General features: G+C 49.1%; 21 protein-coding genes. 15 read left to right on the forward strand and 6 right to left on the reverse strand.

Annotated features, from left to right (window positions below; all coding sequences use genetic code 11):
- Nucleotides 1-57: 57 nt before the first annotated feature.
- Nucleotides 58-1,434 (reverse strand): alanine/glycine:cation symporter family protein, encoded by a 1,377-nt coding sequence (locus ACO05E_RS11300; RefSeq protein WP_419813039.1) that lies wholly within the window; start codon nt 1,432-1,434, stop codon nt 58-60.
- A gap of 204 nt (nt 1,435-1,638) precedes the next feature.
- On the opposite strand from ACO05E_RS11300, the gene ampD reads away from it, so the two are divergent.
- Together ampD and ampE are read left to right on the forward strand one after the other, a co-directional pair.
- On the forward strand, nt 1,639-2,178 hold the full coding sequence (gene ampD, locus ACO05E_RS11305) for a 1,6-anhydro-N-acetylmuramyl-L-alanine amidase AmpD (RefSeq protein WP_419813040.1): 540 nt from the start codon (nt 1,639-1,641) through the stop codon (nt 2,176-2,178).
- Entirely contained in the window at nt 2,175-3,050 is an 876-nt protein-coding gene (gene ampE, locus ACO05E_RS11310) for a regulatory signaling modulator protein AmpE (protein WP_419813041.1), read from the forward strand. Before ampD ends, ampE begins: the two co-directional genes overlap by 4 nt.
- 118 nt (nt 3,051-3,168) lie before the next feature.
- Here ampE and ACO05E_RS11315 read toward each other — a convergent pair whose 3' ends face one another.
- Nucleotides 3,169-4,128, reverse strand: a complete 960-nt coding sequence (locus tag ACO05E_RS11315) for an ROK family protein (RefSeq protein ID WP_419813042.1) — start codon at nt 4,126-4,128, stop codon at nt 3,169-3,171.
- 93 nt (nt 4,129-4,221) lie between these two features.
- Entirely contained in the window at nt 4,222-4,554 is a 333-nt protein-coding gene (locus ACO05E_RS11320) for a PilZ domain-containing protein (RefSeq protein WP_419813043.1), read from the reverse strand.
- 56 nt (nt 4,555-4,610) lie between these two features.
- Here ACO05E_RS11320 and cobU point away from each other — a divergent pair, with 56 nt between their 5' ends.
- From cobU to ACO05E_RS11340, 4 genes are read left to right on the forward strand one after another with little or no spacing between them, the layout of a single operon-like run.
- Nucleotides 4,611-5,186 (forward strand): bifunctional adenosylcobinamide kinase/adenosylcobinamide-phosphate guanylyltransferase, encoded by a 576-nt coding sequence (cobU, locus tag ACO05E_RS11325; protein WP_419813044.1) that lies wholly within the window; start codon nt 4,611-4,613, stop codon nt 5,184-5,186.
- Nucleotides 5,187-5,227: 41 nt separating this feature from the next.
- Complete coding sequence (cobT, locus tag ACO05E_RS11330; RefSeq protein WP_419813045.1) at nt 5,228-6,295, forward strand: nicotinate-nucleotide--dimethylbenzimidazole phosphoribosyltransferase; 1,068 nt, start codon at nt 5,228-5,230, stop codon at nt 6,293-6,295.
- Nucleotides 6,296-6,297: 2 nt separating this feature from the next.
- A complete protein-coding gene (locus ACO05E_RS11335) occupies nt 6,298-7,005 on the forward strand; it encodes a histidine phosphatase family protein (protein ID WP_419813046.1) in 708 nt (235 codons plus the stop codon).
- Nucleotides 7,002-7,784, forward strand: a complete 783-nt coding sequence (locus ACO05E_RS11340) for an adenosylcobinamide-GDP ribazoletransferase (RefSeq protein ID WP_419813047.1) — start codon at nt 7,002-7,004, stop codon at nt 7,782-7,784. Before ACO05E_RS11335 ends, ACO05E_RS11340 begins: the two co-directional genes overlap by 4 nt.
- Before the next feature lie 16 nt (nt 7,785-7,800).
- Here the strand turns inward: ACO05E_RS11340 and ACO05E_RS11345 are convergent, their stop codons facing one another.
- The gene (locus ACO05E_RS11345; protein WP_419813048.1) at nt 7,801-8,199 is read right to left on the reverse strand and encodes a globin; all 399 of its coding nucleotides are present in this window, start codon (nt 8,197-8,199) and stop codon (nt 7,801-7,803) included.
- Between the two features lie 110 nt (nt 8,200-8,309).
- Nucleotides 8,310-9,866: a cobyric acid synthase gene (locus ACO05E_RS11350; RefSeq protein ID WP_419813049.1), complete on the reverse strand. Its 1,557-nt coding sequence runs from the start codon at nt 9,864-9,866 to the stop codon at nt 8,310-8,312.
- A 67-nt stretch (nt 9,867-9,933) separates the two neighbouring features.
- Between ACO05E_RS11350 and cbiB the strand changes: the two genes are divergently transcribed.
- The 5 genes from cbiB to ACO05E_RS11375 all read left to right on the forward strand — a co-directional run bounded on the left by cbiB (nt 9,934) and on the right by ACO05E_RS11375 (nt 14,142).
- Nucleotides 9,934-10,941, forward strand: coding sequence for an adenosylcobinamide-phosphate synthase CbiB (gene cbiB, locus ACO05E_RS11355; protein WP_419813050.1), 1,008 nt, complete (start codon nt 9,934-9,936; stop codon nt 10,939-10,941).
- Entirely contained in the window at nt 10,941-12,023 is a 1,083-nt protein-coding gene (locus ACO05E_RS11360) for an aminotransferase class I/II-fold pyridoxal phosphate-dependent enzyme (RefSeq protein WP_419813051.1), read from the forward strand. The genes cbiB and ACO05E_RS11360 overlap by 1 nt, the downstream gene beginning before the upstream one ends.
- 144 nt (nt 12,024-12,167) lie before the next feature.
- A complete protein-coding gene (locus ACO05E_RS11365; protein WP_419813052.1) occupies nt 12,168-13,079 on the forward strand; it encodes a cobalamin-binding protein in 912 nt (303 codons plus the stop codon).
- A 56-nt stretch (nt 13,080-13,135) separates the two neighbouring features.
- On the forward strand, nt 13,136-13,645 hold the full coding sequence (locus tag ACO05E_RS11370; RefSeq protein ID WP_419813053.1) for a response regulator: 510 nt from the start codon (nt 13,136-13,138) through the stop codon (nt 13,643-13,645).
- 95 nt (nt 13,646-13,740) lie between these two features.
- Nucleotides 13,741-14,142 (forward strand): hypothetical protein, encoded by a 402-nt coding sequence (locus ACO05E_RS11375; RefSeq protein ID WP_421722732.1) that lies wholly within the window; start codon nt 13,741-13,743, stop codon nt 14,140-14,142.
- Here the strand turns inward: ACO05E_RS11375 and ACO05E_RS11380 are convergent.
- On the reverse strand, nt 14,139-14,525 hold the full coding sequence (locus tag ACO05E_RS11380) for a thiol-disulfide oxidoreductase DCC family protein (protein WP_419813055.1): 387 nt from the start codon (nt 14,523-14,525) through the stop codon (nt 14,139-14,141). The genes ACO05E_RS11375 and ACO05E_RS11380 overlap by 4 nt on opposite strands.
- A gap of 199 nt (nt 14,526-14,724) precedes the next feature.
- Here ACO05E_RS11380 and ACO05E_RS11385 point away from each other — a divergent pair, with 199 nt between their 5' ends.
- From ACO05E_RS11385 to ACO05E_RS11400, 4 genes are read left to right on the forward strand one after another with little or no spacing between them, the layout of a single operon-like run.
- Nucleotides 14,725-16,173 (forward strand): V-type ATP synthase subunit B, encoded by a 1,449-nt coding sequence (locus tag ACO05E_RS11385; RefSeq protein ID WP_419813056.1) that lies wholly within the window; start codon nt 14,725-14,727, stop codon nt 16,171-16,173.
- On the forward strand, nt 16,173-16,820 hold the full coding sequence (locus ACO05E_RS11390) for a V-type ATP synthase subunit D (RefSeq protein WP_419813057.1): 648 nt from the start codon (nt 16,173-16,175) through the stop codon (nt 16,818-16,820). Before ACO05E_RS11385 ends, ACO05E_RS11390 begins: the two co-directional genes overlap by 1 nt.
- Complete coding sequence (locus ACO05E_RS11395; RefSeq protein ID WP_419813058.1) at nt 16,817-18,658, forward strand: V-type ATP synthase subunit I; 1,842 nt, start codon at nt 16,817-16,819, stop codon at nt 18,656-18,658. The genes ACO05E_RS11390 and ACO05E_RS11395 overlap by 4 nt, the downstream gene beginning before the upstream one ends.
- Nucleotides 18,651-19,100 carry an ATP synthase subunit C gene (locus ACO05E_RS11400; RefSeq protein WP_255857605.1) on the forward strand — a complete coding sequence of 150 codons (450 nt, stop codon included), beginning with the start codon at nt 18,651-18,653 and terminating at the stop codon, nt 19,098-19,100. The genes ACO05E_RS11395 and ACO05E_RS11400 overlap by 8 nt, the downstream gene beginning before the upstream one ends.
- Nucleotides 19,101-19,124 lie beyond the last annotated feature (24 nt).

Raw genomic sequence — 19,124 nt, forward strand, 5'->3', positions numbered from 1 at the left:
GAAGCGGCTTCACGCTTTGTGGAACCGGGTAACCCGGTTTTACTTCTGAAGCGCTTCCTATTTCTGGAACTCATCTTGGTTTTGGAAATAGTCGCGTGTCACCTTAAACACCATCGGTGCTAATAACAGCAGGCCAACAAGGTTCGGGATAGCCATTAAGCCGTTAAAGGTATCCGACAGGTTCCAGACGAAGTCCACTTTAGCGTTGGCAAAGTACACGATGGCTGCAACAAAAATCAGACGATAGATCACCAGCGTTTTCTCAGTAAACAGATACTGCCAGCAGCGCTCGCCGTAGTAAGACCAGCCCAAAATGGTAGTGAAAGCAAAGACTGCTAGGGCAACTGTAACGATATAACTACCACCTGAGATCGAGCTGTTAAAGGCCTCAGAGGTTAACAGAGCGCCGGTTAAACCTGCGCCATCGGCACCAACAGCCATCCAGGCGCCAGACGTCAGAATCACCAGAGCTGTCATGGTGCACACGATAATTGTGTCGATAAAGGTACCCAGCATGGCGATCAGACCTTGCTGAACCGGATTGTTGGTTTTCGCCGCTGCGTGTGCAATGGCTGCCGAACCCAGGCCAGCTTCGTTGGAGAACACGCCACGAGCGACACCAAAACGAATCGCAGCAGCAACTGCAGCACCAGCAAAACCACCGGCGGCGGCAATGGGCTCAAAGGCATACTGGAAAATAATGGCAAAGGCGTGAGGAATTTCAGCTGCGTTAATCGCCAGAATCACTAATGATGCGCCGACATACAGCACAATCATGGTTGGTACAATTTTACCGGCCACTTCACCAATGCGTTTAATACCACCGAATACCACAAAGCCCACCAGTACGGCCACCAGAACGCCGGTTAACCAGGTGGGAACGCTGAAGCTGTTATTAAGTACCGTGGCCATGGAGTTCACCTGAACCGCATTACCAATACCAAAGGCGGCAACAGCACCAAAAATAGCAAAGGCAACGCCTAAGGTTTTACCTAACCCCGGGTTGTTTTCACCAACGCCGTTCTTCAGGTAGTACATTGGGCCACCCACAAAATTGCCGTTGGCGTCTTTTTCACGGTAGGTGACGGCACAAACGGCTTCGGCGTATTTGGTCGCCATGCCGAACAGAGCAATCACCCACATATAAAAGATGGCACCCGGGCCACCCAGAGCAATGGCGGTGGCGACACCAGCGATATTACCGGTACCCACTGTCGCTGACATGGCGGTCATCAGTGCATTAAACGGCTTAACATCACCTTCTGTATCTGGCTGGTTTTTAAACAGTTGTTTAAAGGCATAGCCGATTTTACGCCAGGGCATAAAAATCAGGCCGACGGTGAGAATAACGCCCGTCAGACCTAACATGGCCAGCATTGGTGGTCCCCAAACGAAATTATTAATCTGAGAAATCAGATTATTGAGCGCTTCCATACACAGCTCCTTAGAATTTTTATGGTTAATAAGTCACTCGTCACTATATCGGCGTGGTCAGGTGATGCCAATCAGGGAAACTACGGCAAACCTTGATTTACCGTCATTGACTACAAAGAGGTTTACGGCGACGGCGCTGACTGTGACGATGCTTGGTTATGACGACGCTAGAGTCAGTCGCGCTTTTGCGGTTAAATCCACTTTATGAAAATAGTTAATGGAATTCTGGATGCCGCTGAATGGCTGCCATCCCCCAACTTTGGCCAGCGGCCGCAGCAGGAAGTGTCACTGCTGGTGATCCACAACATCAGTTTGCCGCCAGGCCAATATGGTGGTGGTTATGTGCAACGCTTTTTTCAGAATCGTTTGCCAGCGGATGAACATCCGTATTTTGCTGATATTGCCGAACTTCAGGTGTCGAGCCACCTGTTTATCGAGCGAAGTGGTCAGGTTATCCAGTTTGTGAATCTCAACGATCGTGCCTGGCATGCCGGGGTCTCTGAATTTGCAGGCCGACCGGATTGCAACGACTATTCTATTGGGATTGAGCTGGAAGGTTGTGACGATCAGCCCTATGAAGACGTTCAGTATCAGGTGTTAGCCGAGGTAACCCAAGCACTGATGTTGGCCTATCCTGAAATAACGCCCGAGCGTATCACCGGCCATGAGCATATTGCGCCAGGGCGCAAAACCGACCCGGGACCTGCGTTTAACTGGTCAGCTTTTAAAAAGGATATTGTATGAAGTTTCTGATTGTTTTTATTGCTCTGCTGCTACAGAACAATCTGCCCTTGCCGCAACGCAGTACCCATAGTCGCAGTTTTGCTCGTTGGATGAACTTCTGGCTGAAAGGTGCGCGATTTAACCGTTTACCCCGCCACCTTAAATACCTCTGGATGGTAATTATGCCAACCGCGCTGGTGGCAGCGGGCTTTTATTTTATTGAACAAATGGCCTGGGGCTTAATTGCCGTGGTGTTGGAAGTGGCGCTGCTGCTGTATGTGCTATCGCATATCAGCTTCCAGCGGCATTTTAAATCGTATCTGCAGGACCTGGAACGAGGCGACACCCAAGGCGCTTATCACTGTGCGGAACGGTTTTTAGCCATTCCCGAAATTGAGCTGGCAAACGACGCCGCCACGCTGAATTTGCAGGTAATCCGGGTGATATTACATCGCTGGTTTGAATACTTTTTCCTGATGGTGTTCTGGTATATGGTCGCCGATGTGGCCGGCGTTTTACTGGCCTGGTTCAGTGTGCAATATGCCCGTTCGAGCGAATGCGATGCCAAAGGCTGGCGCTACTTACACTGGTTGGAGTGGATTCCGGCCCGTTTATTAGGTTTAACCTTTGGCCTGGCCGGTAACTTTGTCCGGGCTCTGCCAGTCTGGCAGAGCTTCTTATGGCAAGCTCAGACCACCAGCGCCGATGTGCTGTATCAGGTTGCTTGTCGTTCGCTGGCGAGTAATGGTGAAGACAAACAATGGCATCGGGTGGACGAAAATGCGGAGATGGCGGCACAAGAGCTGAAGGAGTGGCATTCGTTGCATTTGCGCAGTATGTCGATCTGGATGGTGGTGATCGCGGTTGCAACCATTGGCGGCTGGCTGCTGTGACGATGATCTATTTTTCCCTGAACTGTGTTGCAGTGTGCTCATGTAGGTGAACTACACATCACACACTGCGCCTTGTTCAATCGGCTTCGCTAACGCTTTTAGATATCTCAACGTGGTGTTATTTGATCGCAGACCCCAGCCAGGCCGCTCCACGAACGCCGCTGGAGTCACCATATTTGGCTTTTAGTAATGGTGTCGTCACCGTATCGGAGAACACGTATTCTTCCCACAATTGTGGCACCTGCTGATAAATTGAATCCAGATTGGATACACCGCCGCCCAGCACAATCGCGTGTGGGTCGAGCGTATTAATCACTCCGGCCAACGCTTTGGCTAACCGGCGGTGATAGCGCTCAATCACCTGCCGGGCCTGAGTATCACCTTGTTGGTAAGCGGCAAACCAGTCTTCCGTCGCTTGATCAACGCCGGTTTCATACCGTGCCTGCTGGCGCATACCGGGGCCGGACAATAAGGTTTCCAGGCAACCCTGTTGGCCGCAGTAACAATCAATCTGAGTGTCTTGTTCATCGCGCCATAATAACGGGTTATGGCCCCATTCTCCGGCAATGGCGTTTGGACCACTTACCAGTCCACCATTAATCACCCAGCCACCACCACAGCCGGTGCCGATGATCACCGCAAACACTGAGGGCTTTCCTGCCGCCGCGCCATCGGTCGCTTCTGATAAGGCAAAGCAGTCGGCATCATTGGCAATCACAACCTTGTGCTGCAGCGCATGTTCGATATCTCCCTGTAAATCATTACCAATCAGGCAGGTGGTATTAGCATTTTTAACCCGGCCGGTCGCTAGGCTGATTGCCCCGGGAATGCCAATGCCTAGGGTGTAATCCTGAATAGTTAGCTGCTGTTGAACCTGCTGCACCATGGCAACCATATTGTTAATGATGGCCTGGTAGTTTTTCTCAGGTGTGTCGTGCTCGGAGTGTGAAGGTGTGCTGGTACGCTGGCGCAGTAAGGTTTGCCCCTGATGATCCAGAGCTATGATTTCGGTTTTGGTACCACCGAGGTCGATCCCGAGACGAATACTGTCAGAATCAGGGTTAAGAGAAGAGGTCATATCTGCGCCTGCATAAACACGATGAGGCGCATTATAGGGAATAATAAAAGCAGCGGAATACTCTCAACAAGAGAGTAGTCAGAGAGAGAGTAATCAGAGTTGGCTGTAGCTCTTCATCATGGTTTTCAGCATGTCAGAAGCATCACTGATCACACAACCATTGCCATACAAACTAGGGGTTAATTTATCGCTCCAGACGACCTCTGCGATGCATTGCCCGGTACGGCGGCCATCAATATTGGGTGGAATATCGACCAGATCCAGTTCAAACCGGGTGCCGGGAGATAAGGCCTCATAGCTGGATATCTTGATGCCACTTTCGGAGCAGTCGACCAGTAAGCCCAGATAGTCTTTGCTGCCGCGCTCAAACACACTGACGGTGCTTTTGAGGATAGCGCGGGGATGAATTCTCTGTTCTTCGCTCATAAACCTTTCTCCTTTGTGGTTAAATCCGTTGCGATGAATCAGGAATTATAGCTCAGATGTCAGCCGTCGAATTGATCTTAGGGGGTGCCCGTAGTGGAAAAAGCCACTATGGCGAACAACAAATGTTGCAAGTGCAACAAAATTCGGGTGTTGAGGTGGTGTATATTGCCACGGCTGAAAACCGGGACGGAGAAATGCAACAGCGCATTAAAAAGCACCAACAGCAGCGTCCGGATCACTGGCAAACCATCGAAGAACCATTAGATCTTGCTAGCTGCCTGAAGAATCTGCAAAACCAGTCGCCTAGCGCTGCCATTATGGTGGACTGCCTGACGCTGTGGTTAACCAACTGTTTATTATATCCGGATTCAGATTTCTGGCCTGAGCAAAAACTCGCCTTTCTTAAACAGCTGGAACAGATGCAGCAGCCGCTGGTGCTGATCAGTAATGAAGTGGGTCAGGGCATTGTTCCTATGGGGGAGCTGAGTCGCCGCTTTGTTGATGAAGCCGGGTGGCTGCATCAGGCCATCGCTCGCCGTGTTGATCATGTAACTCTGGTCAGTGCAGGTTTGCCACTGGCGCTTAAACGTCATGGCCAGGCTGTTTATCCGGCTGTTGATCTGGTTAACTGATACTATTCTTCATAATAATCGAGCCATAAAGACTGATCGCTATGAGCACTCACCACTGGTGGCAGCAACCAGCTGCCAATATTCATGACGATATTCGCGAACAGGCCAGTCTGTATCAGAGTCAGCTGACCAAACCTCCGGGAGCGCTGGGCAAGCTAGAGTCACTGGCGCTGGAATTAGCTGCCATGCAGGGGCGGATTCACCCCGAAATCAATCATGCTCATTGTATTGTGTTTGCCGCCGATCACGGTGTGACGGCGCAGGGTGTGTCGGCGTTTCCGCAGGCGGTGACGGTTGAGATGCTGAAAAACTTCGTCTGTGGTGGTGCTGCGATTTCGGTATTGTCCAACCAAAACCAGTTTGAGTTATCGGTGGTGAACTGCGGGACGGCGACCTACTGTGGCGAGCTGGAAGGGGTGATTCATCAGAGCATTGCTGCGGGTACCGCAGATTTTTCACGTGATGCAGCCATGACACCACAACAAGCTGAGCAGGCGTTACAGGTTGGCTTTGATCAGCTGCAACGGGTTCAGCAAGCTGGGTGTGACCTGTTTTTTGCTGGTGATATGGGCATTGGTAATACATCAGCCGCCAGTGCCACCGCAGCAGTGTTGATGAAGTGTGATGTGGCTACCTTAACCGGGCCGGGTACCGGTGTGTACGGTAAGGCGTTAGACCATAAGACGGAAGTGCTGGTGAACAGTGTGCAACGCGCCCAAGGGAATATTCAGATCCCGCTGGATGCCTTAATTCAGCTGGGCGGATTTGAGATTGGTGCCATTGCCGGCGCTTATATCCGCGCCGCCCAGCTGGGCATTCCGGTGCTGGTGGATGGTTTTATTACCACCAGCGCGGCGCTGTTAGCGGTGCATCTGAATCCGTCAGTGAGAGACTGGCTGCTGTTCAGCCACGGTTCGGCAGAACCCGGGCATCAACAGTTATTGGCCTCATTACAGGCCACTCCATTGTTGGATTTAAGCATGCGTCTTGGCGAAGGTTCGGGTGCTGCGGTGGCGCTGCCGCTGTTGCGTCAGGCACTGGCACTACATAATCAAATGGCGACCTTTGCTCAGGCGGGCGTATCAGAATCCGGATTGGAAGAGCATTAAGTATGGCTTCATCAACAAACGCGAGCTCATCAACAAGCGCAACCTCATTAACAAGTACCTACATCGACTTAATCCGCCATGGTGAGCCCGTGGGTGGCAATGTGTTCCGTGGCCGGGTGGATCTGGCTTTAAGCGACTTAGGGCGGCAGCAGTTTCAGGCGCGGGTGAGCAAACACGCTCAGCGTTGGCAACACATTATCAGCTCGCCGCTGCAGCGTTGTGCTGAAAGTGCGCAGTGGTTGTCAGCTCAGCAGAATATCCCTTGTTCCATCGTGGAATCCTGGCAGGAAATTTTTTACGGCGATTGGGAAAATAAACCCGTCACTGAGGTTTTTGAGGAACATCCTCAGCTGGCACAGAAAATGTGGCAGAACCCGCTGGAATTCTGTGCCCCGAACGGTGAATCCGTGCCCGATTTTCAGCAACGTATTATCGCGGCCTGGAAAGCGCTGCTGGAACAGTATCAGGGGCAGCATGTGCTGGTGGTTAATCATGGTGGGGTGATGCGGGTGCTGGTGCAATATCTGCTGAAACTCGACCCTCAGGCGATGAACCGGCTGGCGATTCCTTATGCCGGTTTAATACGCTTTAAGATTGATCATAGTGAAGAACAAGGCAAAACCCGTCATTGGGTATCGCTGTTAGCGATGGACGGCGAAGAGCTGAATCAGGCGGATGTTAGCCGTATTCTGGCGACACCAGACGTATGAGCAGTTATTACTGGGCTTTCTGGTATGCCGTTGTTTTTCTCACCCGCTTGCCAGCTCCGTATCTGAAACGAGTTGATGACGAAGTCGCGCAAAAATCCCTGCTGTTTTACCCGGTCGTGGGTGCTGTTATTGGTGCCCTGTTAATCGCTTTTATCCTGATCTGCTGGTGGTATAACCCACACGCCTCACCGTTATTAGTTGCGGCATTAACAACGGCCATCTGGGTTTTGTTATCCGGTGGTTTACACCTGGACGGGCTGGCCGACAGTGCCGATGCCTGGGTGGGTGGCTTGGGTGATAAAGAACGCACGCTGGAGATTATGAAAGATCCGCGCGTTGGTCCAATTGGTGCCTTGGCGGTGATGCTGGTATTGCTGGTGCAGTTTGCCGGGGTATATGTGTTATTGGAGCAGGTGTTGTTAGAGCAGGCGACCTCCGACTGTTTTTATCTGCTGGCTTTAATGCTGATTCCGGCATTAGCCCGTGCCAGCGCATTAGGGTTATTAGCCACCACGCCGTATGTGCGTGCCAAAGGTCTGGCGACTGCGCTGGTAAAGGGTGCGACTCCAACAAGGCTGGCAGTGATTGGGACTGTATTGGCTTTAATGGCGGTGGTGATATTTCAGCACAAAGCGATATTAGTCTTATTGTTGTATCTGGCGGTGAATGCTTTTGCGCGACAAATGATGATCAAGCGGATTGGTGGCTGCAGCGGTGACACCCTTGGTGCCACCATTGCGCTTCAGGAAGCCTTATTGCTGGCTGCATTCACCCTGTGAGTGTCGCAGTCTGCTGTTATTTGTCGTACATATCCTGAATCATTTCGATGCTGGGGCGTAAGGTTGAGCGCCAGCAGATTTCCAGCTCTGGAGTAAACTCCGGATCGTAGACTTTTAATGTGCTGATTAATGCATCCAGCCATAAGCCATAAAACATCGGGTTAATGTTCATGTTTTTCTTGCTATGGCTTTCTCCCAGAGCCCGGATTTTGGCATCGGACATACCGCGGGCATGCATAATTAACCACAGCACTCCACCACGCAATAAACTGCGTTGCGCTTCCATATTGGTGTTCACAAACATGGCACGGATATCCGGAGACTGACTCATAAAGTTTGAGTAAAACTCTTCAAAGAAAGACGGGTTATTACAGGCCCGGCCATAACTCTGAAACACTAAATCGGCGTCACCCATGTGCTTTTCCTTATCTGTGATTTTCTGCGGGCGCGCAATTTACTGATATTATTCACATAATGCAAAAAAAGTATGATTTTTGCGGAAAAGTCATTTATTTTTTGTGGTTATTATGAATCAGATTCTGTGTTCGATTTGGAACTGCTGAATTTTTCCAGCGCAGCTGCCAGACGATCGAAATCAAAGGCTTCTTCTGTGCTGTCGGCTAAACGTTCAATTTGCTGTTCGCGGATCTGATTAAAATCCGATAACGCATTGGCATGACGATTTAATCCGGCCCAGCTTAATAATTGTTGTAACGCTTCTGGAGTATCAAATAAGCCGTGCCAGTAGGTGCCTAAAATCTGCTGATCTTCACTTAGATAACCGCAGGTGCTGGTGTTGTCGCTGGGGTTGTCGTCGGAGGTAATTACCCGATGAACGGATTGATCGCTCAGAGAAATGCCTGCATGAATTTCATACCCCTGAATTGGCACGGCCGGTTGGTTAGGTAGCGCTAACATGCCCTCAACCTGCTTTAACGTTTTTTCGGCCGCCAGAGTGGTGGTGATAGGCAAATATCCTAAACCACGGCTTTCGCCAACCTCACCTTCAACCCCTTGTGGGTCACAAACGCGGGTGCCCAGCATTTGTAAGCCGCCACAAATGCCCAGTAATTTACCGCCATAACGCAGGTGATGATTTAAATATTCCTGCCAGTTTCCGGGTTGGTTCAAAAGCCATTGCAGATCTTTGCGGGTATTTTTGGAGCCCGGCAGAATCACCAGATCGGCTGGTGGTGGTGTTTGATCCGGGCCAATCAGTTGTAAATCGACATTCGGGTGAACTCTTAACGCATCAAAATCGGTGTGGTTGCTGATGCGTGGGTACACCGGCACCACCACTTTTAGTATTTGTTGGCTGCTGTTGGCATTTTCCAGATGCTGATGCAGGTTTAATGCATCCTCGCCATCCAGATATAAACCATGTAAATACGGCAGTACGGCTAATACCGGTTTGCCGGTTTTTTGTTCCAGCCAATCGAGCCCGGATTGCAGCAGTTTAATATCGCCACGAAAGCGATTAATCACAAAACCAACCACCCGGTTTTGCTCGGATTCGCTTAAACAATCTAACGTGCCCACTAAGTGTGCAAACACGCCGCCACGATCAATATCGGCAATCAGAATCACCGGGCAATCTACCGCTTCGGCAAACCCCATATTGGCAATATCATTAGCGCGCAAATTCACTTCCGCCGGACTGCCCGCACCTTCGACCAGTACACACTGATGCTGCTGTTGCAGGCGCTGATAAGAATCCAGCACGGCGTTCATCGCCGTTTTTTTATAGGCGTGATAATCCAACGCTTGCTGATTGCCAATGGATTTCCCCTGAATAATCACCTGACTGCCCATATCTGAGGTGGGCTTAAGCAGCACCGGGTTCATATCAGTGCTGGCGGGCACGTTGCAGGCAATGGCTTGCAGTGCCTGAGCCCGGCCAATTTCACCACCATCAGCCGTTACCGCGCTGTTGAGTGCCATATTTTGTGGTTTAAACGGAGCCACTAAAATGCCGCGACGTGCAAAGATACGGCCCAAGGCGCAGACCAGTGTGCTTTTCCCGGCATCGGAAGTGGTGCCCTGAACCATCAGCTGGGGCGGGAAAGAAGCGGTTACGGTCATGATGGGTGCCTTCTGGTAAACTGCGGGTTTTGTTGGTTTGGATACTCAGGGGCAGGTAGTTTACGGCATGTCGTTATTGATCAGTGCATTTTTTGCAGCGATTGCTTTATTGCTGGATTATCTCCTGGCAGAACCCAAACGCTTTCATCCTCTGGTTGGCTTTGGTCATTGGGCCGGATTCTGGCAGAAACAGCTGAATCCTCAGGTTTCCACTATTCAATTCATTCGCGCTTGTCAGTCACCCGCAGTGCAGATCATGCTGGGGGCAATGGCAGTGATGATTGTTGTTATACCTTTATTTTCTTTTTTCTGGGTTGGACTCAAAGTGCTGCATAGTTTTTCGCACTGGGTAGCCTACGCTCTTGAAGCTTTATTGTTGTATTTGTGTATTGGTGGGCGCAGTTTGCAGCAACATGTGCTGGCGGTTAAACAAGAATTAGCTACGCAGGACTTAACCCGGGCTCAGGAAAAACTCAGCTGGATTGTCAGCCGTGAAACAGATTCCCTGAATGCACCACAAATTGCTCAGGCCAGTATTGAAACCACGTTAGAAAACAGCTCCGATGCTATTTTTGCGTCGTTATTCTGGTTTGCGGTGGGAGGTGCACCGTTGGCGCTATTACATCGTTGGTCGAATACGCTGGATGCGATGTGGGGCTATAAAAATCCACAAAATTTATACTTTGGCCGAATCGCCGCGTATCTGGATGATGTGCTGAATTATATTCCGGCACGACTCACGGCTTGCTGTTTTTGTGTCTTCAGCCCACGGCGGTTGGTCAATGGTCGCTCTCAAAACAGTGCCTGTTATTGCTGGAAAACTCAGGCTAAGCACTGTTCCAGCCCCAACGGCGGAGTGGTGATGACCGCTGGTGCCGGAGCTCTGCAATGCACCTTATCCGAGGGCGCGTATTACCATGGACAATGGCAAACCAAGCCGGTGATGGGCATTGGCAAACCGGCAGAGGTGGGGGATATTGCCTCCGCATTAACGCTGGTAAATAAAAGTGTGTTTTTGTTTATGGCGGCTTGGCTGATATTGGGGCTATCCATCGCTTGGGTGTGTATTTTCTGATGGCGCATTCCAAACCGCTTCATGGTGGTAATCTGCAAGACGCCATTGATCAATATGGTGGCCGTGGCGAACAATGGCTGGATTTATCCACCGGTATTTCTCCATATGCCTGGCCAGTAGAACAGCATCTTTCTCAAGTGCCACAATCCTGTTGGCATCATTTGCCTGAACGTGAATATTTGCAGCAATCCGCAGCCGTATGGGCTGATTATTATCGATTTTTAATCGCTGATTTAAAACCGGAACAGGTGGTTTTATCGGCGGGCAGCCAGGCATTAATTCAGCAATTGCCGGTGTTTTTCAGTGGGCAGATATTCCAGCGCTCTATAACCGATTTACAGGTATGGACTTTGGCGGGCAGTTACGGTGAGCATGTTTACCAATGGCAGCAATCCGGTGCGCAGGTGAAAGAAAAAAGCCTGGATGAATTAAACCATCTGCTGCTACGGCTGAAGTATAATGAAGCAGTCGATCTGCCGGATATTTTAATTCTGATAAATCCGGATAACCCTTCTGGTCAGTGTTGGAGCCATCAACAGATAGCTCTATTGCAACAAAAGCTGAGTGCCAATTATGGTTGGCTGATATTGGATGCTGCTTTTGCCGAGGTTTCCAATAATCAGCCACTTCAACTTCGCGACAATACGCTGGTATTAACCTCGGTTGGTAAATTTTTTGGGTTGGCCGGATTACGGATTGGTGCGGCCTTTATTGGTGAACAATATTGTGATGTGTTAAAGCAACGACTAGGGCCATGGCCGGTGTCTGGCTTATCATTATGGCTGGCAACACAAGCGTTATCTGATACAAGTTGGCAGATGAAAAATCGGCAAAAGCTGCAGCGTATTCATCGGCTGATGTTGGAAGCCTGTGCTGAACTTCCGGTGGTTGGTAGCAGTGATTTATTTATCACGCTGGAGCATCCGAATGTGGAACAATGGCAGCAAAAAATGGTGCAGCAGAAAATCTGGACGCGCTGTTTTAAAGAGCAGAAACGATTACGAATTGGAATGCCAGAATTTAATCGGTTCGAAAAAGTACGAACAGTTTTAAAACAACTGGATATTACAAAATATAAATAAGCACTGGATTAATCTGATTGGTTTGTTTTTCAGAGCAGCAACAGGATGTTGCGTTCGCGCGGCAGGGCCATGGATGGCCCTTCGGCGCGACGGAGAAAAATAAAGCGATCAGATTGATCTATCAGAAGGTTCAGGCAGGTTATTATGAAATTACCTTATTTATTGCTTTACACTTTTCTGCTTTTGTCGGGGCAGGATGCGTACGCCGAATTTATCCTAACCGACGACGCCGGTGTGGAGCACACTTTTGATAAACCCGTCACCCGAATTGTTAGTTTAATGCCACACGGTACTGAGCTGATGTTTGAGGTAGGCGCCGGTGATTTAATTGTCGGGGCTGTGAAATATTCGGACTATCCGGAAGCGGCAAAAAAAATCCCCCGTATTGGTGGTTACAGTGGTTTAAATATTGAAGCCATTGCTGCGTTACAGCCAGATGTTGTGTTGTCCTGGCCGGATGGTAATACCACCCGGGAGCTGCACCGTTTGCAGCAACTGGGGTTTACGTTATTTGCATCCGACCCGGTGACGTATGAGGAAATTGCCGACAACCTGCGCAAGTTTGGCAAAATGACTGGGCTGGAACGTCAGGGAAATCAAGCAGCCGATTTATTTATGCAAGAAGTCACTCACCTGCGTGATACTTATAGCCATCAAACACCGGTATCCGTGTTTTATCAGGTCTGGCATGAGCCATTAATGACTCAAAATGGACAAACCTTTATTTCCAAAGCGATTGAACTGTGTGGCGGAAAAAACATTTATGCCGAACTGGAGATTCGTGCGCCACAAATCAGTAAAGAGTCGGTACTGGTGTCTGACCCGGATGCCATTGTCGCCAGTGGCATGGGAGAATCACGCCCGGAATGGCTGGATGGCTGGCGGCAATACCCACATTTAAAATCGGTGAAATCCGGTAGTTTGTTCCATATTCATCCGGAGTTTTTTCAGCGTCCCACGTCCCGTTTTCTGGTTGGAACAAAAGAGCTATGCGAAAAGCTGGCGATCAGTCGTCAGTCTGACCATTCGCAAGGTGCTGAGAATCTTGCTGATTAAGTAAGTAGTGCTAGTCTGAGTAGTAGTTATTTATTGGTTTACTGCTGAGGTTATTCATGGAGCTTGATATTCCGACTGCGATTAAAAATAAACGGATTCTGGTGGTCGATGATCAAGGATCCATTCGGGCGGTTTTTCAATCCTTTTTAAAAGACCTTGGCTTTCATAATGTTTTATGTGCCATTGACGGTGAAGACAGTATTCACTTTTTAGAAAAACATGCGGTTAACCTGATTATTTGTGACTGGGCAATGCCCAAGTTATCAGGACTGGATGTACTGCAAGTAATTCGTAAACACGAAGAGACTTGTGATTTACCATTTATGATGGTGACTTCGTCATCAGAAATGACAAAAGTTCAGCAGGCGGTTGAATTGGGGGTTTCAGACTACCTGATTAAACCGTTCCGACCTGGTCAGTTATGCCAGAAAGTGATCGGCTTATTACTGGCTTCTGATTACCAGCCAAAACGTTTGCCATTACAGGATTTCTCTCAACAAGGCGGGAGTGACAATCATCTTTTTAGTGAACCGGATCAGCCTTCGACAACAACAGAACAAAGCTAAAAAACACTGAGCGGCAGTATTTCCTGGCCGTTTCTTGACAGCCAATGGGTGATGATCCAATCTCATTATTCACACTGAAATTGTCACTGGGTTTTATGCAGTTATCATCATTTCAGCATGGCGAATACAAAATCAGCGTCTCGGGCCGGATTCTGGTTGCTACGGTAGGTGGTAGCTGGAATGAAGAAACCGCACTGGCTTACAGTGAGGATCTTCGCTCGGCCGCTCAACCCCTGATAACAGGAGACTGGGGGCACATCGTCTTTCTTGAGGAATGGAATCTTGGCGTTCTTGAGATTGTCCCGGTGATCGAAGAGCTGGTCACCTGGTGTCTGGCTAACGGCATGAAACGATCGGCTCTGGTTTATCCCCCTTCTGTACTTAAGCGCCTTCAATTGCATGGTATGATTACTGAACAAGGCGATTTTCGGCGTCAGTCGTTTGCGACAGAACAAGAGGCGATGGAGTGGCTTAACGCCGCTGGTTATTTCCTTTAATCGATCCGGCAAGAATCACAACGTTCCTGGCCAGTTAATAATCGCGAAATAGTATGCCGCCGACGAGCAAAAAAGAGATAAGCCTTATCGGCAAACCAGCGAATCAGTGGCCAGCGCAGCCAGGCGGTTAAATATCCTTTGCCCACCAATGACCACGCCGCATGTGTGGTATCAAGACCGCGTAGCAAGCTGCCATCCGGCAGCTGACTTAATAAGATAGTGTTGGCTTCTGCTTTACTGATATGTGGATAACGGAACTCAAAATCATCCTGATTAATGTCTTCCAGCTTCAATAACCCAGGCTTATCAAGGCTTCTTAGGTGATTGATTTCTTTGCTGCATAGTGGGCAAAGTCCATCATAAAAAACGATGAGTTCTGGCATATCGTTATCTCCTGGAAACAGACCGGTCATTTTTACTGACAGAATGATCAATATCACTGGTAGCTTCGGTTACTCCCTCTATTATCTTTGATATCGATGCAAAAAACGTCATAAAAAACGATTTGAATCAAGGACGCATCCACGCTGCCTGACTAGGCTAATGTTTGTCAGATCAGTTTTTCAAAACAAGGGAATGGTTATGGGATCACAACAAACCTCGTATCAATCGATTGAAGAAATTGTTGGCGATCTGCTGAAGCTGAGGATTCCGGTGCCTGCGGTTGGTGAGCCCCCTCTGGTACGCCTGAACGACCTGGCGTTGGTCTCTGGTCAGCAAGATGGCCAGCAAGACAGCCGTCTGGCGCAGGTGATCGATATCAAAGGCAATCGGGTCACTATGCAGGTGCTGGATGGCACTAAAGGTTTGGCAACCGATGCCAGTGTGACTTTTCTCGGCCACCCGATGCAGGTGACCTTCTCCGATAATATTCTCGGCCGAACCTTTAATGGCAAAGGTAAGGTTATCGACAATGGCCCGGAGCTTAGCTACGACGCCCAGGTGCTGATTGGTGGCCCAACGGTAAATCCAATGCGCCGGGTGTTGGCGTCACAAATGATCCGCACCAAGGTGCCGATGATTGATGTGTTTAACTGCCTGGTTGAAAGCCAGAAAATCCCGATCTTTTCCGTCTCTGGCGAACCCTACAACCGCTTTTTATCCCGTATTGGTATTCAGGCCGATGCCGACATTATTGTTTTTGGTGGCATGGGATTGGTATTTGATGATTTTTATTTCTTCCGCCAGTCGTTTGAAGATGCCGGGGTACTGGCACGTACCGTGATGTTTGTGAATCAGGCCTCTGATTCCATTGTTGAACGTTTATTGGTGCCGGATATGGCATTGGCAGTGGCTGAGCGTTTTGCCGTGGAGGAGGGCAAACGGGTATTGGTGTTATTAACCGATATGACCGCCTATGCCGATGCTCTGAAAGAAGTCGGCATTGCCAATGAACGGGTGCCTTCTAACCGGGGTTATATGGGCGATTTATATTCGCAGCTGGCACGGCGATACGAAAAAGCCTGCGATTATGCCAAAGGTGGTTCGGTAACCATTTTGTCGGTCACCACCATGCCAGGCAACGACGTTAGCCATCCGGTGCCGGATAACACCGGTTATATCACCGAAGGCCAGTTCTACTTGCACAGTGGTGTGTTAGATCCATTCGGCTCTTTGTCTCGCCTGAAGCAATTTGTGATTGGTAAACAAACCCGTGAAGATCACAGCCAAGTGATGAACACTATGATCCGTTTTTATTCCGCCGCGGTTGAAGCCGAACAGAAACAGGCTATGGCATTTGAGCTCAGTGATTATGACCAGCAATTGTTGAAATTTGGTGTTTTATTCCGTGAACACTTTATGGAATTGGAAGTGTCGATGGAGTTAGAAGATGCGCTTGATCTGGCCTGGAAAATTATGGCCGACTGTTTTAGTGCCGATCAGCTATTGATGAAACAGGAGTTGGTGAATAAATATTTTCCGCGCATCAATACCACAGGCACAGGCACAGGCACAGGCACAGGCACAGGCACGGCCACGGCCACGGATAACAAAACGAATCCACATAAAGAAGCCGGAGCCACTGTCTGATGGCGCGTTTGTTATTGTCGAAAGCGACGTTAACCGCGCAGCGTAAACAGCTGGCCGCTTACCGGCGTTTTTTACCGTCGCTGGAAATGAAGCGTCAGCAATTAATGGTTACGGTGAAAGACTGCCAGCAAACCCTGCAGCAGCAACAACAAACATTGCAGCGTATTCAGCAGCGTGTCAGCGAACAGTATCCTATGCTGGCGAACGAACGCATTGAGCTGCAGGATCTGGTAGTCATTCGAGAGGTCAAAAAGCGTCAGGCTAATATTGTTGGCGTCTGGATTGAGGAGATTGAACAGATTGAGTTTGATTGCGCGCCTATCGCTATACTGACTCGTCCTCACTGGGTTGATGGCATTCAGCGGTTGTTAAAACAAGCGTTGGAAACAGAAATAAAGCGTCTGCAACAGCAAAAAATATTAGCGCGCTTAGAGTCTGAACTATTAAAAGTGACTCAGCGGGTAAACCTGTTCGATAAAGTGCTGATACCAGAAACGCTGGCAAATATTCGTAAAATTCAGATTTATCTCGATGATAAAGATCGGGAAGCCGTTATTACTTCAAAAATTGCTAAAGGTAAGCGCGCTGCTCAGTCAAATGCAGATTCATATGGCGAGAACCTGACTCTGAGTGAGGCGTCGATATGAGTATTGTGCGGCTGAAAAAGATCTCGCTGGTTGGTCGCAATCAGGATAAGCAAAGCATCATTGCTGCCCTGCAGGGGTTTGGTGAATTACATATTATCGATAAAGATAAACCCAACTCGGCACACGATTTGGAATTATCGGCGAAAGCACAAAAAGCCTATCAGGCTATCCACTTTTTGCAGCGAACGTCTAACCCGCGTCGAGCATTAAAACACGCACGTCATTTTGATTTTGACCGGGTGGTAGCCGAAGTCTTAGCCCTGAAAGATCAGATCCGGGATGTGGCTGATCGGTTGGAAGCATTAAACGACCGTATTGTCACAATGAAAGCCTGGGGAGATTTTAACTTCCCGCCCGACAGTTATGTCGATCACTTCCGCTTTTGGTTTTACCGCTTACCGGTTAAGCATCGCGCTGCATTAGAGCAGTTATCACTGCCGTGGAAAATTGTTGGCAACCAGCATCATGAACTGTATGTGGTATTAGTGTCAGCGGAAGAACCTGATAGTCATATATTACCGGTTGCCCGGGAGCATCTGGGCAGCTTGCCGCTGAGCACCTTACTTGAGCAGCGCGAGCAAACGGAATTACGACTGGAAGAATTACAGGTACGTCGCCAGCAGTTGTGTCGTTATTTACCACAATTACAAACGGACCTCGATCAGGCTAATAACCGGGCATTATTTCAATACGTTCTGCAGCAAACGCAAGATATCGACACGGATAATGACCCGGCTTTAACGCTAAATAGCGCTTCTCTGTTTTTATTAAAAGCCTGGCTGCCGGTTAAAAACCTGATGGCGCTAACCCAATTAAGTCAGCAGCAGGGGTTTGCCTTTGTAGCCGAAGACCCACAAGCCGACGATTCGCCGCCAACCTTATTACAACCAGTGAAAGGATTCCGGGCCGGTGCTGATCTGGCTTCGGTATATCAGTTGCCGGATTATCGCAGCTGGGACCCATCGGTGCATTTGTATCTGTCTTTTACGCTGTTCTTTGCCATGATTTTATCGGATGCCGGATATGCCGCGTTGTTAGGTGGTTTTCTTGCACTGAGCTGGAAACGCTTGTCGGCTTCGATGGCCAGTTTATTACGCTTTATGTTATATGGTGCAGCGGTTTGGGGCGTGATGGTGGGCAGCTATTTTGGTTACGAAGCGCCGTACGATAGTTTTCTGGCATCGTTAAAAATCATCGACCTGAATAACTACGACGCGATGATGACTTTATCTGTATTAATTGGTGTGTGTCATATCGTGATTGCCAACCTGAGTATGGCCTGGAATTACCGCCATGAGCGGCAAAAATATATACCAGCGCTGGGCTGGATTGGTATTTGTTTAGGTGGTTGTGCCATCTGGTTGCAGCCTGCTGTTATTCCAACAGCGGCTGTATACAGTTTATTGGCTGTTAGTGTGATGGGGTTATTAGGGTTTGCCAGCGAGCGCCCGGTCAATTCTATTCCGTCTGCGCTTCTGCGCCTGACCGATGGTTTATTAAAACTCACCGGGCTCAGTAAATTATTTGGTGATGTGCTTAGTTATATGCGTTTGTTTGCACTGGGCTTAGCCAGTGCGTCACTGGCATTAACCTTTAATAATCTGGCACACAGTGCCTATCAGTCCGACAGTGGTTTAAGCCTGGTTACCGGTACGTTAATTTTTCTGGCTGGGCATATCATCAATCTGGCACTGGGCATTATGAGTGGTGTGGTGCACGGCCTGCGTCTGAACTTTATTGAATTTTATAACTGGGGTGAACCGGGAGAGGGTTATGCCTTTTCGCGTTTTTCACTGCAGCAAACCGATGTACGAATGGAGGAATCAACACATGAATGAAATGGTGATTGCACTGGGCTGGTTAGGATTATTTGCTCCGGTTGCACTGGGAGCAATTGGCAGTGTTATGGGGTGTGCCATTGCCGGGCAAGCCGCTATTGGTGCCATGCTGGATACCGAATCCGGTTATGGCCGTTTTATTGGTTTATCGGTATTGCCGTCCTCCTTTGTTATTTACGGCATTGTTTTAATGTTCACCCTGCAACGTGATATTAGCGCCGTAAATGGTGGTGGTCTGATGGGTATTGGTTTGTTGGCTGGGCTGGCGTTGTTATTTACCGGCATCTGGCAGGGGCGGGCGTGTGCATCGGCCATTAATGCGTCCAAAGAAAAACCAGAAATTTTTGCCTTATCCATTGCCCCGGCGGCCATTGTTGAAGGTTTTGGTGTGTTTGTCTTTATTTTTGCTCTGGTGTTATCCGGCAGTTTACCGGATGCCTAGCCATAACTACAGCCACAACCATAA

It is taken from the genome of Bacterioplanoides sp. (assembly GCF_965226395.1).
Classification (GTDB): domain Bacteria; phylum Pseudomonadota; class Gammaproteobacteria; order Pseudomonadales; family Oceanobacteraceae; genus Bacterioplanoides.

Bases quoted from the DNA above. Each gene is read 5' to 3' on its own strand.
- ACO05E_RS11300 (WP_419813039.1), bottom strand. From the start codon at position 1,434: ATGGAAGCGCTCAATAATCTGATTTCTCAGATTAATAATTTCGTTTGG.
- ACO05E_RS11315 (WP_419813042.1), bottom strand. From the start codon at position 4,128: ATGACCTCTTCTCTTAACCCTGATTCTGACAGTATTCGTCTCGGGATC.
- cobT (WP_419813045.1), top strand. From the start codon at position 5,228: ATGAGCACTCACCACTGGTGGCAGCAACCAGCTGCCAATATTCATGAC.
- ACO05E_RS11390 (WP_419813057.1), top strand. From the start codon at position 16,173: ATGGCGCGTTTGTTATTGTCGAAAGCGACGTTAACCGCGCAGCGTAAA.
- ACO05E_RS11365 (WP_419813052.1), top strand. From the start codon at position 12,168: ATGAAATTACCTTATTTATTGCTTTACACTTTTCTGCTTTTGTCGGGG.
- ACO05E_RS11320 (WP_419813043.1), bottom strand. From the start codon at position 4,554: ATGAGCGAAGAACAGAGAATTCATCCCCGCGCTATCCTCAAAAGCACC.
- ACO05E_RS11345 (WP_419813048.1), bottom strand. From the start codon at position 8,199: ATGGGTGACGCCGATTTAGTGTTTCAGAGTTATGGCCGGGCCTGTAAT.
- ACO05E_RS11395 (WP_419813058.1), top strand. From the start codon at position 16,817: ATGAGTATTGTGCGGCTGAAAAAGATCTCGCTGGTTGGTCGCAATCAG.
- ACO05E_RS11350 (WP_419813049.1), bottom strand. From the start codon at position 9,866: ATGACCGTAACCGCTTCTTTCCCGCCCCAGCTGATGGTTCAGGGCACC.
- ampD (WP_419813040.1), top strand. From the start codon at position 1,639: ATGAAAATAGTTAATGGAATTCTGGATGCCGCTGAATGGCTGCCATCC.
- ACO05E_RS11385 (WP_419813056.1), top strand. From the start codon at position 14,725: ATGGGATCACAACAAACCTCGTATCAATCGATTGAAGAAATTGTTGGC.
- ACO05E_RS11400 (WP_255857605.1), top strand. From the start codon at position 18,651: ATGAATGAAATGGTGATTGCACTGGGCTGGTTAGGATTATTTGCTCCG.
- ACO05E_RS11380 (WP_419813055.1), bottom strand. From the start codon at position 14,525: ATGCCAGAACTCATCGTTTTTTATGATGGACTTTGCCCACTATGCAGC.
- ACO05E_RS11375 (WP_421722732.1), top strand. From the start codon at position 13,741: ATGCAGTTATCATCATTTCAGCATGGCGAATACAAAATCAGCGTCTCG.
- ACO05E_RS11370 (WP_419813053.1), top strand. From the start codon at position 13,136: ATGGAGCTTGATATTCCGACTGCGATTAAAAATAAACGGATTCTGGTG.
- ampE (WP_419813041.1), top strand. From the start codon at position 2,175: ATGAAGTTTCTGATTGTTTTTATTGCTCTGCTGCTACAGAACAATCTG.
- ACO05E_RS11360 (WP_419813051.1), top strand. From the start codon at position 10,941: ATGGCGCATTCCAAACCGCTTCATGGTGGTAATCTGCAAGACGCCATT.
- ACO05E_RS11340 (WP_419813047.1), top strand. From the start codon at position 7,002: ATGAGCAGTTATTACTGGGCTTTCTGGTATGCCGTTGTTTTTCTCACC.
- cbiB (WP_419813050.1), top strand. From the start codon at position 9,934: ATGTCGTTATTGATCAGTGCATTTTTTGCAGCGATTGCTTTATTGCTG.
- ACO05E_RS11335 (WP_419813046.1), top strand. From the start codon at position 6,298: ATGGCTTCATCAACAAACGCGAGCTCATCAACAAGCGCAACCTCATTA.
- cobU (WP_419813044.1), top strand. From the start codon at position 4,611: ATGTCAGCCGTCGAATTGATCTTAGGGGGTGCCCGTAGTGGAAAAAGC.